General features: G+C 63.5%; 10 protein-coding genes. 7 read left to right on the forward strand and 3 right to left on the reverse strand.

The genetic code is table 11. The annotated features are described in order from the left end of the window. The first annotated feature begins 121 nt into the window (after window positions 1-121). Genes DSAT_RS09440 through DSAT_RS09445 form a run of 3 tightly spaced genes read left to right on the forward strand, consistent with a single transcriptional unit; the run spans window position 122 to window position 7406 of the window. On the forward strand, window positions 122-4657 hold the full coding sequence (locus DSAT_RS09440; protein WP_161656102.1) for a chemotaxis protein CheB: 4536 nt from the start codon (window positions 122-124) through the stop codon (window positions 4655-4657). Window positions 4658-4708: 51 nt separating this feature from the next. After that, window positions 4709-5074, forward strand: coding sequence for a hypothetical protein (locus tag DSAT_RS15420; protein ID WP_152490277.1), 366 nt, complete (start codon window positions 4709-4711; stop codon window positions 5072-5074). Beyond that, complete coding sequence (locus DSAT_RS09445) at window positions 5067-7406, forward strand: SLC13 family permease (protein ID WP_020887276.1); 2340 nt, start codon at window positions 5067-5069, stop codon at window positions 7404-7406. Before DSAT_RS15420 ends, DSAT_RS09445 begins: the two co-directional genes overlap by 8 nt. Before the next feature lie 10 nt (window positions 7407-7416). Here the strand turns inward: DSAT_RS09445 and DSAT_RS09450 are convergent, their stop codons facing one another. Together DSAT_RS09450 and DSAT_RS09455 are read right to left on the reverse strand one after the other, a co-directional pair. Beyond that, window positions 7417-7839: a DUF1622 domain-containing protein gene (locus DSAT_RS09450; protein WP_020887277.1), complete on the reverse strand. Its 423-nt coding sequence runs from the start codon at window positions 7837-7839 to the stop codon at window positions 7417-7419. A 95-nt stretch (window positions 7840-7934) separates the two neighbouring features. Further along, on the reverse strand, window positions 7935-8888 hold the full coding sequence (locus DSAT_RS09455; protein ID WP_020887278.1) for an L-lactate dehydrogenase: 954 nt from the start codon (window positions 8886-8888) through the stop codon (window positions 7935-7937). Window positions 8889-9018: 130 nt separating this feature from the next. On the opposite strand from DSAT_RS09455, the gene DSAT_RS09460 reads away from it, so the two are divergent. Both DSAT_RS09460 and DSAT_RS09465 read left to right on the forward strand, forming a co-directional pair. Beyond that, window positions 9019-10023: an amidoligase family protein gene (locus DSAT_RS09460; RefSeq protein WP_020887279.1), complete on the forward strand. Its 1005-nt coding sequence runs from the start codon at window positions 9019-9021 to the stop codon at window positions 10021-10023. Between the two features lie 14 nt (window positions 10024-10037). Continuing rightward, window positions 10038-10799 (forward strand): gamma-glutamyl-gamma-aminobutyrate hydrolase family protein, encoded by a 762-nt coding sequence (locus DSAT_RS09465; protein ID WP_040371038.1) that lies wholly within the window; start codon window positions 10038-10040, stop codon window positions 10797-10799. A gap of 3 nt (window positions 10800-10802) precedes the next feature. Here DSAT_RS09465 and DSAT_RS09470 read toward each other — a convergent pair whose 3' ends face one another. Further along, window positions 10803-12269, reverse strand: a complete 1467-nt coding sequence (locus DSAT_RS09470; protein ID WP_020887281.1) for a dihydrolipoyl dehydrogenase family protein — start codon at window positions 12267-12269, stop codon at window positions 10803-10805. Between the two features lie 268 nt (window positions 12270-12537). On the opposite strand from DSAT_RS09470, the gene DSAT_RS09475 reads away from it, so the two are divergent. Further along, on the forward strand, window positions 12538-13302 hold the full coding sequence (locus DSAT_RS09475; protein ID WP_020887282.1) for a DUF547 domain-containing protein: 765 nt from the start codon (window positions 12538-12540) through the stop codon (window positions 13300-13302). A 55-nt stretch (window positions 13303-13357) separates the two neighbouring features. Beyond that, window positions 13358-15295, forward strand: a complete 1938-nt coding sequence (locus DSAT_RS09480) for a sensor histidine kinase (protein ID WP_020887283.1) — start codon at window positions 13358-13360, stop codon at window positions 15293-15295. Window positions 15296-15421 lie beyond the last annotated feature (126 nt).

Raw genomic sequence — 15421 nt, forward strand, 5'->3', positions numbered from 1 at the left:
GCGTTTCGCGGCAGCAATGCGAAGGGGAATGACGGAGGCGGGTATGGCGCAACGCAAAAAAGGTGGGATGAGACCGGAAGGCAAGGCTGCTTCCGGCAGTAGAGCGGGGGGGGACAAGGTCTTGCCCGATTCGGGGGTGGCGGAAAAGGTCACGGCGGAGCCTGCCGGGCCGGGGCGCGAAGAGCCCGGGTCGGCAGGCTTCCATATTGTGGCCCTGGGCGCTTCGGCCGGCGGCCTGGAGGCGCTGCAGACCTTTTTCCATCGCATGCAGCCGGACTCCGGCTTGGCTTTCGTGGTGATCCAGCACCTCTCTCCCGATTTCAAGAGCCTGATGGACGAATTGCTTGCCCGTCACACGTCCATGTCCATCCACCGCGTGGAAAGCGGCATGGAACTGCAGCCGGATTCGGTCTACCTGATTCCGCCCAAGAAAAGCATGACCGTGCAGGACGGCCGGCTGATCCTTGAAGACCGCAAGGCCGACGGCCACCTCGACCTGCCCATCGACGTCTTTTTCCGCTCCCTGGCCAAGGACGCGGGCGAGCGCGCCATCGCCGTGGTGCTGTCGGGAACAGGATCGGACGGCTCGCGCGGCATTCGCGATGTCAACGAGGCGGGCGGCCTGGTCGTCGTCCAGTCTCCCGAGTCGGCCAAGTTCGACGGCATGCCGCGCAGCGCCATCGCTTCGGGCGCGGTGGACCTCGTGCTGCCTCCGGAAGCCATGCCGGACATGATCGTCAAGTACATCTCCAACCCCATGTCGGTACGCCACGCGGGCGAGGACGATTCGCTGCGCCACATCCAGGACGACGACGGGACCACGGCCGTCTTCAAGCTCCTGAAGCGGCAGTATGGCATCGATTTCGCCGACTACAAGCCCACGACCGTGGGCCGCAGACTCGCGCGACGCATGTCCATTCGCCAGATCAACTCGCTGACCGACTACTTAGCCTTTCTCTCGGCGAACGCGGACGAGCTGAATTCGCTGTACAAGGATCTGCTCATCGGCGTGACCAGCTTCTTTCGGGACCAGCCCGCCTTCGAGGCCCTGGAGCGCAAGGCTGTTCCCGAAATCTTCGTCGGGGCCGCAGGGCAAGACGAGGTTCGCGCCTGGATCGCGGGCTGCGCCACGGGCGAGGAGGCGTATTCCGTGGCCATGCTGCTCGTGGAGGGCGCGGAGCGCTCGGGGTTTCACGGCAAAATCAGCGTCTTCGCCACGGACGCCCACAAGGAGTCCCTGGATACGGCCTCGCTGGGCATCTATGAGAAAACCAGGTTGTCCTCCGTCTCTCCGGCCCGGCTGGCGCGTTTCTTCAAGGAAGAAAGCCCCACCCACATGCGCGTGAACCAGGATTTGCGCTCGCACATCGTTTTCGCCCAGCACAATATCATCAGCGATCCGCCGTTCACCAAGATGGACCTGGTGACCTGCCGCAACCTGCTGATTTATCTGCATCCGGCCGCCCAAGACAAGGCCCTGGCCATGTTTCATTTCGCCCTGCGCGTGGGCGGACTCGTATTCCTTGGTTCCAGCGAGAGCCCTGGCGGCCTTGTGGAGGAGTTCGAGCCCCTGGACAGCAAATGCAAGATATTCCGCAAGCTGCGCGACGTGAAGCTGGCCTTGGATTTCAAACTCTCGCACCAAGAGCGCGAACGGCCCGCGCCGCCTCCGCTGGCGACGGCTGCTGGGCTGGACCGCCGTATCCTCCAGGATTACGACCAACTCTTGCGCAAGCACCTGCCCTCGGGGCTTTTGCTCAACGAACGACGCGAAGTGCTGCACATCTTCGGCGACGGAGGACGCTATCTGACCCGCCTCGAAGGCCGCGCGGTCCGCGACGTGCTGGACATGGTCGAGGGCGACCTGAGACTCGCCCTCGGCACGGCGGTGCAACGGGCCGGAACACGCAAGGACAAGGTGATCTTCAAGGGCGTGACCGTGGGGCAGGGGAAGGAGAAGCGCAAGATCGACGTCGAGGTCGAGGCGCTGCCCGATGAACGCACCCGGAGCAATCACTTCCACGTCTCCTTTCTCGACCAGGGGCCCGCCGCCAAGCGCGCCAAACGAGTCGAGAAACCCCTTCCCGACGAGGATTTTCAGATCGACGACGCAACGCGCCAGCGTATGGGCGAACTCGAGGTCGAGTTGCAGAGCACGCGAGAGAATCTGCAAGCCACGATCGAAGAATTGCAGACCACCAACGAGGAGCTGCAAGCCACCAACGAGGAGATGCTGGCCGCCAACGAGGAACTGCAAAGCACAAACGAGGAGTTGCACTCGGTCAACGAGGAACTCTACACGGTCAACGCCGAATTCGAGAAGAAGAACAAGGAGCTTTCACAACTCAACGAAGACTACGACAACCTCCTGCGCAGCTCGGACATCGGCACCTTGTTCCTCGATCGCGATTTGCAGATCAGGCGCTACAACCCGGCCATCAGCCTGACCTTCAAGCTTCTGCCCCAGGACATCGGGCGGCCCGTGGACCACATCGCCTACCGCCTCGACGGCCAAGCCCAGATGATCGAGGATTTGAAGAAGGTTCTCGCCGACGGCGAGCCGCTGGAAAAAGAAGTTCGCACCAAGGACGGCAAATGGCTGCTCAAGCGCATTCTGCCCTTCCTGACGGCGGACAACCACCAGGACGGCGTGGTGCTGACCTTCACGGACATCACCAGGGTCAAGGAGATGGAAGCCGAGCGCCGCCAGTCCGAGGCCATGCGTGAGATGGCGGCGAGCGTGCCGGGAGCCGTCTTTCAGTTCGTCTCCGACAAGAGCGGGGAGGAGACCTTCTCCTTCGTCAACGAGGGCGCGCGATCGATTTTCGGTGTCGATCCCGCGCAGATTCTCAAGGACGCCAGGGTTCTGCTGCGACTCATCCACCACGACGACGTGGACATGCTCAGGATCAAGGTCCGCGAATCCAGGGAGAAGCTCGAAACCCTCGACGCGGAGCATCGCATCGTTGTTCCCGGAGGCGGCGTGCGCTGGCTGCACACCCGCTGCACGCCGAGCCTGGCTTCGGGCGGCGTCACGCGCTGGAGCGGCGTGAGCCTGGACATCACGGCCCGCAAGTTGGCCGAGGAACAGCTCAAGCGCGCGTCCGAATTCCACCTGAGCATCCTCAACAAGTCCCCGGCCCTCATCTGGCGTTCGGGCTTGGACGGCATGTGCAACTGGTTCAACGCCACTTGGCTGGCTTACACCGGCAAAAGCCTGGAGGACGAGCAGGGCGAGGGTTGGACCAAGGGAGTACACCCGCAGGATGTGGCGCGCTGTCTCAATGTCTACAAGCGAGCGTTCAGACAGCGCAAGCCGTTCCGCATGGATTACCGGCTGCGCAGACACGACGGGGTATACCGCTGGATTCACGACGTGGGCACGCCCTACGACGATCTCGACGGCAAGTTCGCGGGATTCATAGGCTACTGCTTCGACATCACCGAGGCCAAGGAAGCTTCGGGCAAGATGCGCCAAGCCATGGAGATGATGGCCAACGCGAACCGTATCAAGAGTGAGTTCCTGGCCAACATGAGCCACGAGATCAGGACTCCGCTGCACGGCATGCTCGGCATGCTCCAACTGCTTTCCATGACAAGCCTCAACGAGGAGCAAAAGGAGTATGTGGACGCATCCACCGGCTCCGGGCGGCGGCTTTTGAGCCTGATCAACGAGATACTCGATCTCTCCAAGATCGAGGCGGGCAAGTTCGTCATCGCTGAGCAACTCTTCGACTTCGACAGCGTGGTCGATCTGGCCCTGAAGAACTTCGAATACGCGGTGCGCGAGAAGGGCCTGACCCTCAATGTCAAGGGCGAGAAAGGTGGCGAGCGCCATTTCGTGGGCGATTCCGCGCGAATAAGCCAGGTGCTGCTCAACATCCTGGGCAATGCGATCAAGTTCACCAACAAGGGCACGGTGACGCTCGAGACGCGGGTAGCCGAGGAACCCGGCCTTCCCGGCAAGCGGCGGATATTCTTCACGGTCACGGACACGGGCATCGGCATCCCGGAGGGCAAGCTCGCCGATGTCTACGAGCCTTTCGTGCAGGCCAGCGTTTCGTACCAGCGGGCGCACCAGGGCACGGGGCTTGGGCTTACCATCGCCAAAAGGCTGGTCGGTCTGATGGACGGCGATCTTTCCATCGAGAGCGAGGAAGGCAAGGGCACCACTGTGAGTTTCTCGGTCTTGGTCGGTGTTCCCGGTATCGAGAAAGAGCCGGATGACGAGAACGAGGGCGGCAAGGAGCGTTCCCTCAGGCGGCTCAAGGTACTACTGGTCGAGGACGACAGGGTGAGCCAAACCCTGACCTGCAAGCTTCTGGAAAAAGAGCGGCACGAGTGCCTCACCGCCAGGAATCAGGACGAGGCCCTGGCCATCCTCAGGAAGTTCGACCCGGATATCATCCTCATGGACGTGAACCTCGACGGCAGCGCCTCCGGCCTCGACATCACGCGCAAAATCAGGACGTCCTCGGCCCTTTCCGCGCACCGCGACATCCCGATCATCGCGCTCACGGCCAAGGCCATGGAAGGAGACAGGGAACGGATTCTCGCCTCGGGCGTGAATGAATACATCTCCAAACCCTTCAGATTCGAGGATCTGGAAAAGAAGATTCAGGCCGTTATGAGCAGAAACGTCCGAAGGGAGGACTAGTGTCGCGTCCGCGAAGAGGATCAATACATCGCTCAACGATAACATGCGCACGTGAGCCGGGCGAAGCCCGGCTCCGCCGCAGTTGACGGCGTAAGCAAGCCGAAAGCCGGTTTTCTGCTCAGCGGGCTTTTGCAAAAGCCGGTTTTGCGGATTTTGCGGACATCATACGCGAGGCTGAAGGGCCGTCTGCCCGATGCACGCGGCACATGCGGCGGGCAAACGCAGTCGATCGGAATCCGCTGGAAGCCATGGCGGTCCCATGCGCTTTTTGTATTGACGACGGACACCGCGCCGCGCAATCTGGCGGCCATCCCCCAAAGCACGTCAACCGGGATGGCCGCCGCGTCGCAACGCATGCGCCAAACGAGCGCGGCGTCGCTTTCCGGCGTCGGGCAGGAGACAATGCGCGGTGTTTGAACTGATACTTCTCTTTTCCATCATCCTCGTCGCCCTTGTCCTGTTCATCGGCGGTTGGCTCGCCGTGGACCTCGTGGGACTTCTTGTGTTGGCGGCGCTGACGCTGACCGGGCTCGTGGGCGCGAGTGACGCGCTGGCCGGGTTCAGCAGCCCGGCCGTGGTCACGGTCTGGGCCATGTTCATCCTCTCCGCCGGGTTGTCGCGCACGGGCATCGCCTACCGAATCGGCCAGCCACTGCAACGCTTCGCCCACAGCAGCGAATGGCTGCTGGTAGCCATGCTCATGCTCGTAGCCAGTCTTTTATCCGCGCTCATCAACACCATCACTGTGGCGGTCATCCTGCTCCCGGCGGCCATGGATCTTGCGCGGCGCAGCGGCAGGCCCCCATCACGCCTGCTTCTGCCCATGGCGCTCGGTTGCCTGCTCGGCGGTCCGTTCACCGGCATCTCGACCCCGCCGAACATGCTGGTCACGGACGCGCTGCGAAACGCCGGTCTGGCTCCGTTCGCCATTTTCGACTTCACGCCCATCACCGGGGCCATCGTGCTCGCAGGTATCCTCTTTATGGCGCTCGTCGGGCGGCATCTCCTGCCCAGGCGAAGCCTGCAGACGCAAGAAGGCGGGAGCAGCGCCACCGAGACGACCTATCAACTCGACACGCACGTCTTTTCGCTGGCCATCAGGCCCGGCTCGCCCCTGGCGGGCCGCACCCTGCGCGAGACGCGGCTTGGTTCGGCGTTGCACCTCACGGTTCTGGCCCTGCGCAGGAGAGGAGAGATGCGTCTCGCCCCGGACCCTTCGGAGCGCATCCAGGCAGGCGACGTCCTCATCGTGCACGGACCGATCGAGCACCTCAGGCGTTTTCACGGCAGCAGGCACCTGCGCGCCGATCCTTCCAATCTGACCGGCGGGCTTGTGGCGGGGTGCCTTCAGATCGCCCGGGGCGTCGTGGGTGAGGACTCGCCGCTTGTGGGGAAATCGCTTGCGCAAAGCTCGCTTCGGCGTGAGCACCGCGTGCACGTGCTGTCCCTGCGGGCCGAAGGAGGCGAGGGCGGACAGGACATGCTGCACCGGCCGCTCGCGGCCGGGGATGCCCTCGTGCTTCTCGGGACGCGTGACGCGCTCGAGGAGGTCGGCAAGCTCGGTATCGTGCAAGATGTCGAAATGCTGGATGCGGGACAGGTGCCCGGCGATCCGTCCGGCAGCGCCTTCATGTCCGTGCACGTTCCCCAAGGGTCGGTCCTGGTGGACCACGACCTGACCGAGAGCCGCCTGGGCAACGCCTTCGGCCTGACCGTAGTGGGCATCGTCCGCGACGGGGAGCCACAGTGTATGCCTTCGCCCGAGGAGATCGTCCGGGCTGGCGACACGCTCGTTCTGCACGGCGCGAAAAGCGATCTGGAGGTCTTGCAGAGCCTTCAGGACCTTGAAATCACGGAGACCTCGCCGACCCTTCTGGCCGAGTTGGAGTCGCAGCAGGTCTCGGTCACGGAGGTGCTGCTCTCGCCCAGAACCACGCTTACGGGGCGAAATCTGGCCGAGCTTCGCTTCCGCGAGCATTACGGCTTGAATGTGCTGGCCCTGTGGCGGGGTGGCCGTGCGCGACGGACCGGGCTTCAGGACCTGGCGCTGCAATTTGGCGATGCCATGCTCGTCTACGGCCCGCGAAAGAGTATTGCGGCCTTGGCGCGCGATCCGGACTTCCTGGTGCTCGACCAGTCCGCGATCCAGGCCCCGCGCATGGAAAAGGCCCCGGCGGCCGCAGCCATAATGCTTGCGGTCCTCGTTAGCGCCATACTTGGGCTCGTGCCCATCTCCATCGCCGCCCTCACCGGCGCGGCGCTCATGGTGCTGGCCGGATGCCTGAGCATGGACGAGGCCTACCGGGCCATCGAGTGGCGGGTCGTGTTTCTCATCGCGGGCATGCTGCCGCTTGGCATCGCCATCGAGCAGACTGGGGCCGCACAGATGGGGGCGCAGGCGCTGATCGCCCTGGTGGGCGACATGGGGCCGCGCTGGGTGGTGGCCGCGCTCTTCCTGATCACGGTGCTGTGCACCCAGGTCGTTCCCACAGCCGCGCTTGTGGTTCTCATGTCTCCGGTGGCCTTGACCACGGCGGCGGACCTGTCCATCTCGCCGCACCTCTTGATGATGACGGTGGCCATGGCGGCCTCGGCCAGCTACGCGAGTCCCTTGTCGCACCCGGCGCATCTGCTGGTCATGGGGCCGGGCGGCTATCGTTTCACAGACTATCTGCGGGTCGGCATTCCCGTGACCATCGTGGCGTTTGTGGTGTGCGTAGGGCTTTTGCCGGTGCTCTGGCCCGCATGACAATATGCGGTCATGCGGTTTCGCGCGCGGCCGCCTGTTGTGCGAGTCTCGCGTTCTCGGCCTGAAGCCGTCTGATCTCGTGCTCGGTCTTCTTCCAGGGGAAATGGCCCTCGATCTCGATCTCCAGGGCGAAGCTGAGGAAGGTCCGGATGAGGACCAGAAGGCCGAGCACGCCCAGGGACTGGTAACTCGGGTGTACGGCTACGGTACCGATGATATCCGCCGCCACGAGGAATTCGAGGCCGAGCAGGATATCCTTGCCCAGGGCGCTGCGGTAGCTCTCCTGTCGCTGCCCGCCCGCGAGGAACCTGTCCCGCAGATACCTGACGAACGTGGAGCCCACGCCCAGAACCAGGACGACGATGCCGATGGATTCGATGATCCGGGCGATGATCAGGGCCGTATGCGTGTACCACTCCTGAAATCCGTCCATGTCCGCTCCCGATGGTTTCCGGCACGATAGCAGGAAACGTCGTCAGGTGGAAACAGCCGGGCGTTTTGTTTTGCGCTATTCGCGGGCTTGCCGCCTCAGTATCCTATGGACGACAGTCCCTCTCGCAATACCGAGGCCGAATCGAGGAGTGCGTGCTCCTCATCGTCGGCGAAGGGACTTGCAAGCACACGCTCGATGCCGTTCGATCCCACCACGCACGGGAGCGAGAGGCAGACGTTGGAAAGCCCATATTCTCCCCGCATGAGCGTTCCCACGGTAAGCACGCTGTGCTGGTTCATGAGCACGCCCTCGGTGATGCGGACCATGGCCAGCCCGATGGCGTAATAGGTGGCCTGCTTTTTCTGGATGACATGGTAGGCGGCGTTGCGAACGTCATCCTCAATGCTCTTCTTTCGGGCCGCGATGGATTTGCCGCAGGCCGCGCAGTATTCAAGGAGAGGAATGCCAGCGATGTTTACCCGACTCCAGACCAGGACCTCACTGTCGCCGTGTTCGCCGACGACGTAGCCGTGCACGTTGCGTGCGTCCACTTCGTAGACCTCCGAAAGAAGGGAGCGAAAGCGCATCGTGTCCAGAACCGTGCCAGATCCGATGACCCGTCCCGGCGGCAGGCCCGAGACCTTGATCGCCACGTGGGTCAGGATGTCCACGGGATTACTGACCACGAGCAGGATAGGCTCGGGGTTGTACTCCAGAATCCTGGGAACAGTCTCCTTGATTATCGCGGCGTTCTTTTCGATGAGGTCGAGCCGCGTCTGTCCCTGCTCCTGATTCACGCCTGCGGCGATGACCACGATTTGCGCGTCGCGGCACATCTCGAATCCTCCGGCGTTCACGGAGACAGGGTTTACAAAAGGCTGACAGTGGTTCAGGTCCAACGCTTCCCCTTGCGCTTTGTCCAAGGTGCGATTGACCAGTCCGATTTCGCGCACCAATCCCTTGATGCCCAGTGCATAAGCATAGGACATGCCCACCAGCCCAGTGCCGACGACGACCACCTTGCGGTGGGAAGCGTTTTCCCGGTTCATGACGTCCTCCTTCTCTGGCGCGACGGGATTTTTGCCTTGCCGCGAGGATATGCTACATATCAGCCTAGCATACTTTGGCCCGCGTTCCCCACCTTGCATGGAGGCGCGCGGAAGGAGAGGATCAAGACGCATGGCAGCGATACGATTTCCAATGCCCGAGGAGACCAAAACTCCCGAAGGGCGCGAGCGGCGAGTGGGGGTGGAGATGGAGATGGCCGGACTGCCTCTCGCCGATTTGGCGGCGGCTGTCCTCAAGGTGTTTGGCGGTCGCATAGCGGAGAAAGGCGCGTTCGTGATCCGCATCGAGGAGACGCGGCACGGTTCATTTCAGGTAGAACTCGACGCGGATATCTTGAAGAGCCATGAGTACCGTCCCTATCTCGACAAACTGGGCATCACCATGGAGGATGCCGCGGACAAGGCGCGGCTGGATGATCTTTTGGCCAGGCTTGCCGGAAGCGTGGTGCCGCACGAGATTGTAGCCCCGCCCATTCCGTTGTCTGAGCTGGAACAGATGGACGAGTTGCGTCTGGAGTTGTACCGGGCCGGGGCCAAGGGTACACGCGCCGCACTGGTCTACGCGTTCGGCGCACAGTTCAATGTGGAAGCAGCACGACTGGACGCGGAGGCTCTGCGCGACATACTCAAGGCGTATGTGCTGCTCCATGACCGTCTCGTGGAACGCGGCACCGTGGACATCGCCCGCAAGCTCTCGCCATTCGTCCGCCCTTTTCCCGGATCATACGCCCGGCTCATTCTGGCCGAGGGCTACGGCCCGGAATTGAAAACACTCATTGGCGACTACTTGAGGCACAACCCGACCCGGAATCGTCCGCTGGACATGCTGCCGCTCTTTGCCCACCTTGATTACGATCAAGTCATGTCCGCTCCCGTGGAAACCCATCTCGTCAAGGCGCGGCCAGCCTTCCATTACCGCTTGCCAAACTGCCAGATCGACGAGCCAGGCTGGAGCCTGAGTCTGCCGTGGAGCGACTGGCTCATGATTGAGAAGCTGGCCGACGACAAAGAACGCCTTGCAGAATACGCCAAGGCTTATCTGGACCGGCCCGGCGAGATTCTGGCGGGCATGGTGGAAGAGTGGATTGAGTCGCTTGGAGCGTGGTTCGGGAAATGAGCGCAAAGCGGCCAATGCTGGGCGTCACCGGCCCCGATCGAGGAGGACTTGCGGCTTGGTGGTTCACGTGTCTGGCGATCTGGCGGGCTGGAGGAGCCTGCCGCCGCATCACTCCTTCACGGCCGAGCGGCATCGAAGGGTTGGATGGCTTGATTCTGGGCGGCGGTGCGGATGTGGCCCCGGCACTGTACGGCGCAGATCCCCTGCCGTCGCCCGAGGAAATGGCCGTGGGAGAAACTGGCGTCGTCCGGCGTCTGGCGGCCATGGTGACCTTTCCGTTACTTTTTCTCATCCGACGGGTGTTGACCACGCGCAATCCAGGCCTGAATGCGAAACGCGACGAACTGGAACTGGGTTTGCTGCGCGAGGCGCTCGCGCGCGACCTACCGGTACTCGGGATATGTCGTGGCGCGCAGTTGATCAACGTCGTGCTCGGAGGCAGCCTGCACCAGCATCTCGCTGGGTTCTATGGCGAATCGCCCAATATCAGGAGTCTTTTGCCGCGCAAAAAAATACGTGTGGAGAAGGATTCCCGGCTCGTGCGTATTTTGGGGTGCGAAACGTGTCGCGTCAACGCGCTGCACGATCAGGCCATCGACCGTCCCGGCGAGGACGTACGCATAGTGGCCATGGAGCCAAGCGGCGTGGTCCAGGCTGTCGAGGTAAATGGCAAGCGGCTCGTGCTCGGTGTGCAGTGGCACCCGGAGTACCTCCCTCTCCATCGCAGTCAGGCACGGCTGTTTGAAGAATTTGTCCGGGCCGCTCGCCGAGCGTAGACATTAGCGCCTCTCGCGCGTCGCTCCGCAGGCCTTGCCCCGGTAGTTGAAGAACAGGGCCAGGGTCTTGCGCGTGAAGTTCGAGAAAAGTTTCGCGCCGAGGGCTCCGCCTGCGACCCGCTTGTTGATCTCCGCCAGCGTGGGGTAGGGATGCACCGCTCCGGCAAGCCTGGACATGCCGACCCCGCCCGCAAGCACCCCCGCCCATTCGCCGAGCAGATCGCCCGCCCGCGAGCCCAGTATTTGCACTCCGATGGGTTTGCCCCGGGCACCGAGCAACAACTTGATCCTGCCCGTGGTCTCGCCTTCGCACACGGCCCGGTCGTTGGCCGCGAACTCCTCTGTCCAGGTTTCGTATGCGATGCCCGCCTTGCGCGCGCTCGTCTCGTTGTGGCCGATGCTGGCAAGCTCGGGCGAACAGTAGGTGCACCAAGGGAAAAAAGTGTAGTCGGCCTTGCGTGGCCAGCGCACGATGGCGTTCGCGACCACGATGCCGCCCTCGTAGCCCGCCGCGTGGGTGAACAGATAGCGGCCGGTCACGTCTCCGGCCGCGTAGATATGCTTCTGGTTGGTGCGCATGTGTGCGTCCACGTATATGCCCTTTTGGCCGGCCGCGATCCCGGCGTTGTCCAGGCCCAGGCCGTGGATATTGGGCTCGCGGCCCATGGCCACGAGCAGTGCCTCGGCACGCAGCACGGTCTCGCGGCCGTCCGTGAAGGCCGTCACGACCTCGCGCTGTCCGCCCGCCTCGCGCACCCGCCTGACCTCGCAGCCGAGGTGAAAGACCACACCCTCGGCCTCCAGGGCCTGCTGCACCAGCGCTGCCATGTCCTCGTCCTCGCGGCTCAGTATTCGGTTCGAGCGCTGCACCACGCCGACCTTGCAGCCCAGGCGCGAGAAGGCCTGGGCCATCTCGATGGCGATGGGGCCCGCACCAAGGATGAGCATCGAACCGGGCAGGCGTTCGAGGGAGAAGATATCTTTGTTGGTCAGGTACGGGGTCTGGGCCAGGCCCTCGATGGGCGGTATGGCGGGCGATGAGCCCGTGGCCACGACCCAGGCGCGGGCCGAGACAGCTTTGCCGTTCAAGCGCACCGTGTGTTCGTTCACGAATTCCGGCGCGCCGAATTCCACACATGCGCCGAGGGAGCGGAAGCGCTCGGGCGAGTCGTGCTTCTGGATCGTCGCGATGACCTCGCGGATGCGTGCCGCGACCCTGGCGAAGTCCACGGGCGGCACGTCAACGTCGGTCAGGCCGTATCTGGAGAGATGGCGCGTCTGGTGATGGACTCTGGCCGTGTGGATGAGCGTCTTGCTCGGGACGCAGCCGTAATGCAGGCAGTCCCCGCCCAGGGCGGGATCCTTCTCGACGAGCAGGGTCTTCGCGCCGAGTTGCGCCGCTCCGGCGGCCACGGTCAACCCGGCCGCGCCGCCGCCGATGATGCCGATGTCGTAGTCGTGTCCAGCCATGTTGCGCTCCGGTCGCGGCCCGACACTTGACGGCATGGGCACGCTTGTTTTTCAGTTCTGGTGGCTGACCCTATCACGGCGGCATCAATCCGTCAGGGGAAAATTGCGCGTCGTCTCCGTCGTCCCCGCGCGGAGTTGGCGCGACTCGCCCGAAAAAGACGCATATCGCGCGGCAGAGGCTGCAATTCGCCCTGCTTGGTGCTATGGTACGGATGCTGCTGTCGAAAAAACAGCGCCGGGCTCCTCGACGACGGAAAAGGAGAATTCCATGCGACGCATCATGCAGATCCTGCTCGGAGCGGCGCTCGTGTGCGTCCTCGCGGGCGGCGCGCACGCCCGGGTGGACAACAGTCTCTACGCGGAGCTTCTCGCGCGTCACGTGGTCGATGGATTGGTCGATTATGCCGGTCTGAAGGCGGACGAGGACAAACTGGACGCCTATCTCGCCATCCTGGCCGCGGTGAAGACCGACAAGCTCACCGAGATGCAGGCCTACGCCCATTACCTCAACGTCTACAACGCCTGGACGCTCAAGCTCATCCTCAAGCATTATCCAGGCATTTCCTCCATCAAGGACATCGGCGGATTCTTCACCAATCCCTGGCGGATCAGATTCGTGGAACTCGACGGCGAATTGGTGCACCTCGACCACGTCGAGCATGAGATCCTGCGTCCGCGTTTTCGTGATCCGCGCGTGCACTTTGCGGTGAACTGCGCTTCCATGGGCTGTCCCCGGCTGCACGCGCGGCCCTTCGAACCGGAGGATCTGGAGACGACACTGGACGAACTGACGCGGGCGAACATAAACGACCCTGCCTTCAATAGGCTCGAAAACGGAACGCTACGTCTCGTCAAAGTCTTCGACTGGTTCGGCGGGGACTGGGGAAACGACGCGGAGAAGCTGGCCTTCGTCCTCAGATACGCCGACGATGAACTGCGCGGCCGGATCGAATCGCGCCAGGGCGGCGTGCGCATCCGCTACACCGATTGGGACTGGTCCCTGAACGATGTCTCGAAAGGGCGCGAAAAATAGCTGCACAACCCATATTCTTGGGGTATCGACTATACTCATGAAAGGCGACGATCCCATGAGCGGGGCCGAACGAGGCCCTGACACGGACACACCGTCCTGCGGCCGCGAGTGCGTGAACCAAGTGCGTTCGCCCCTCGTCTGCGTAGAGTGTTGCAGCGCGTCCTGGCCCGCCGTGCTCGGTTCCTCCCTCTTCGGCCTGTTCCGAAGCACCCTGGACGGCAAGCTTTTGTGCGCAAGCGAAGGCTTGGCGGGCATTCTGGGCTACGCATCGGCCGCCGAACTCCTGGCTGCGGTCACGGACATGGCCCGCGACGTGTACTTCGATCCCGCCGAACGGGCCGGGCACGTCCGCGAGACGCTGGCGGCTTCCGGACCCGTCTCGCGCGAGATGCTCTGGAAGAAGAAGGACGGCACGCCCGTGTGGGTGCGGTCGGACAAAATCCTGGTACGTGACGAGGAAGGCCATGTCCTCCATCAGGAGGGCGTGATCATGGACATCGACGCCAGGCGGCGCGCCGAGGACGCGTTACGCGCCAGCGAGGCCCGCTACCGTGCCCTGTTCGAGGCATCGGTGGAGGCGGTCTTCGTGCTTGACGACGCCGGTTCGGTCATCGACGCCAATGCCACCGCGCATCTGCTTACGGCCCGAAACGGCAGGGAGATCAAGGGCCGCAAGTTCACCGACCTCTTCTCTCCCACGGCCTGCATCCGCATTAACGAGGTCATCGATCGCATGCGCGGCGGCGGCCGGGCGCGTTTTCGCTGCGACATGGCCCGGCCCGGAGGCGACGTGGTGCGGCTGGACATCGGGCTTACGCCCGTGGACGAGACGAGCGGTCAGATTCAGGCCGTGTGTCACGACATAACCGCCCTGACGCGCGCCCAGACGCAGCTTCGCGAGGCATTGGACGAGCTGAGCACCATTTTCGAGAACAGCCAGGTGGGCGTCATGCTGGTTGGTGATGGACCGCGCATCCGCCGCGCCAACGCCCGCCTCGCGGCCATCTTCGGGTACGCGCCCGAGGAGATGGAAGGCATGGACGTCTCGCGTCTGCATCTCGACGAGGAGCGTTTCAGGGGTTTTAGGGCCATGCTGGCCGAGAGCGTGGCCACGGGCGGACAGCATCAGGGCGTGCACGAACTGTGTCGCAAGGACGGTACGCCCGTGTGGTGCCAGGTATGGGGCAAGGCCCTGGACCCGGCCGATATCTCCCGAGGCGTGATCTGGGTGATCGACGACGTCACCGAGCGAAAGCGCGACGAGGAGTTGCGACAGGACGTGGAGCGCATGGCCCGGCACGATCTCAAGGGGCCGCTCGGCGCGATCATTTCCTACCCGGTCATCATCGCCGAGGAGGGGCCGCTCACGCCCGGGCAGGCCGAGGATCTGGAGCGTATCCGCGAGGCGGGGTTCCGGATGCTTGAGATGATCAATCTCTCCCTGGATCTCTACAAGATGGAGCAGGGCAGCTACGACTTCAGGCCCGAGCGCGTGGACGTGCTCGCCGTGCTCGACCGCGTGCTCTGGGAGGCGCGGGCCCAGGCCATGTCCCGGGACGTGGGGCTTTCCGTGCGTATCGCCGGAAAAGACGGCGATGCCCGCCCGCCCGAATCCGGCGAGCGCTTCGAGGTGCGCGGCGAGACGCTTCTGGCCGCCTCCATGCTCTCCAACCTGGTCAAGAACGCCGTGGAAGCCAGCCCAAGGGGAGGCGAGGTGACGGTCATGCTTGCGGCCACGGCCGCTGGGGCCGTGATCTCAATCCGCAACGCCGGGGAAGTTCCGGCCGAGGTGCTGCCGCGCTTCATGCAGAAGTACGCCACCGCGAACCGCAAGGGCGGCACAGGCCTTGGAGCCTATTCCGCGCGGCTCATGGCCGAGGTCATGGGCGGGCACGTGGATTTCGAAAGCTCCCCGGAGCACGGCACGGCCATCTTCGTGACCCTGCCGTTGGCCGAGGACGCCGAGGACGCGCCTCCGGCGCAAAGAATCTGATCCGCGCGGCCCAGCCAGCCTTTGGGAACGTGCCTGTGCGCTTTCTTCCGCTGCCGGGAAGGAGCCATGGAAACATTTTTGTCGCCTTGCCACGGACGGGACGCTGTGGCATGAAACGCTTGTATT

The sequence above is a fragment of the Alkalidesulfovibrio alkalitolerans DSM 16529 genome (genome assembly GCF_000422245.1).
GTDB classification, from domain to species: domain Bacteria; phylum Desulfobacterota; class Desulfovibrionia; order Desulfovibrionales; family Desulfovibrionaceae; genus Alkalidesulfovibrio; species Alkalidesulfovibrio alkalitolerans.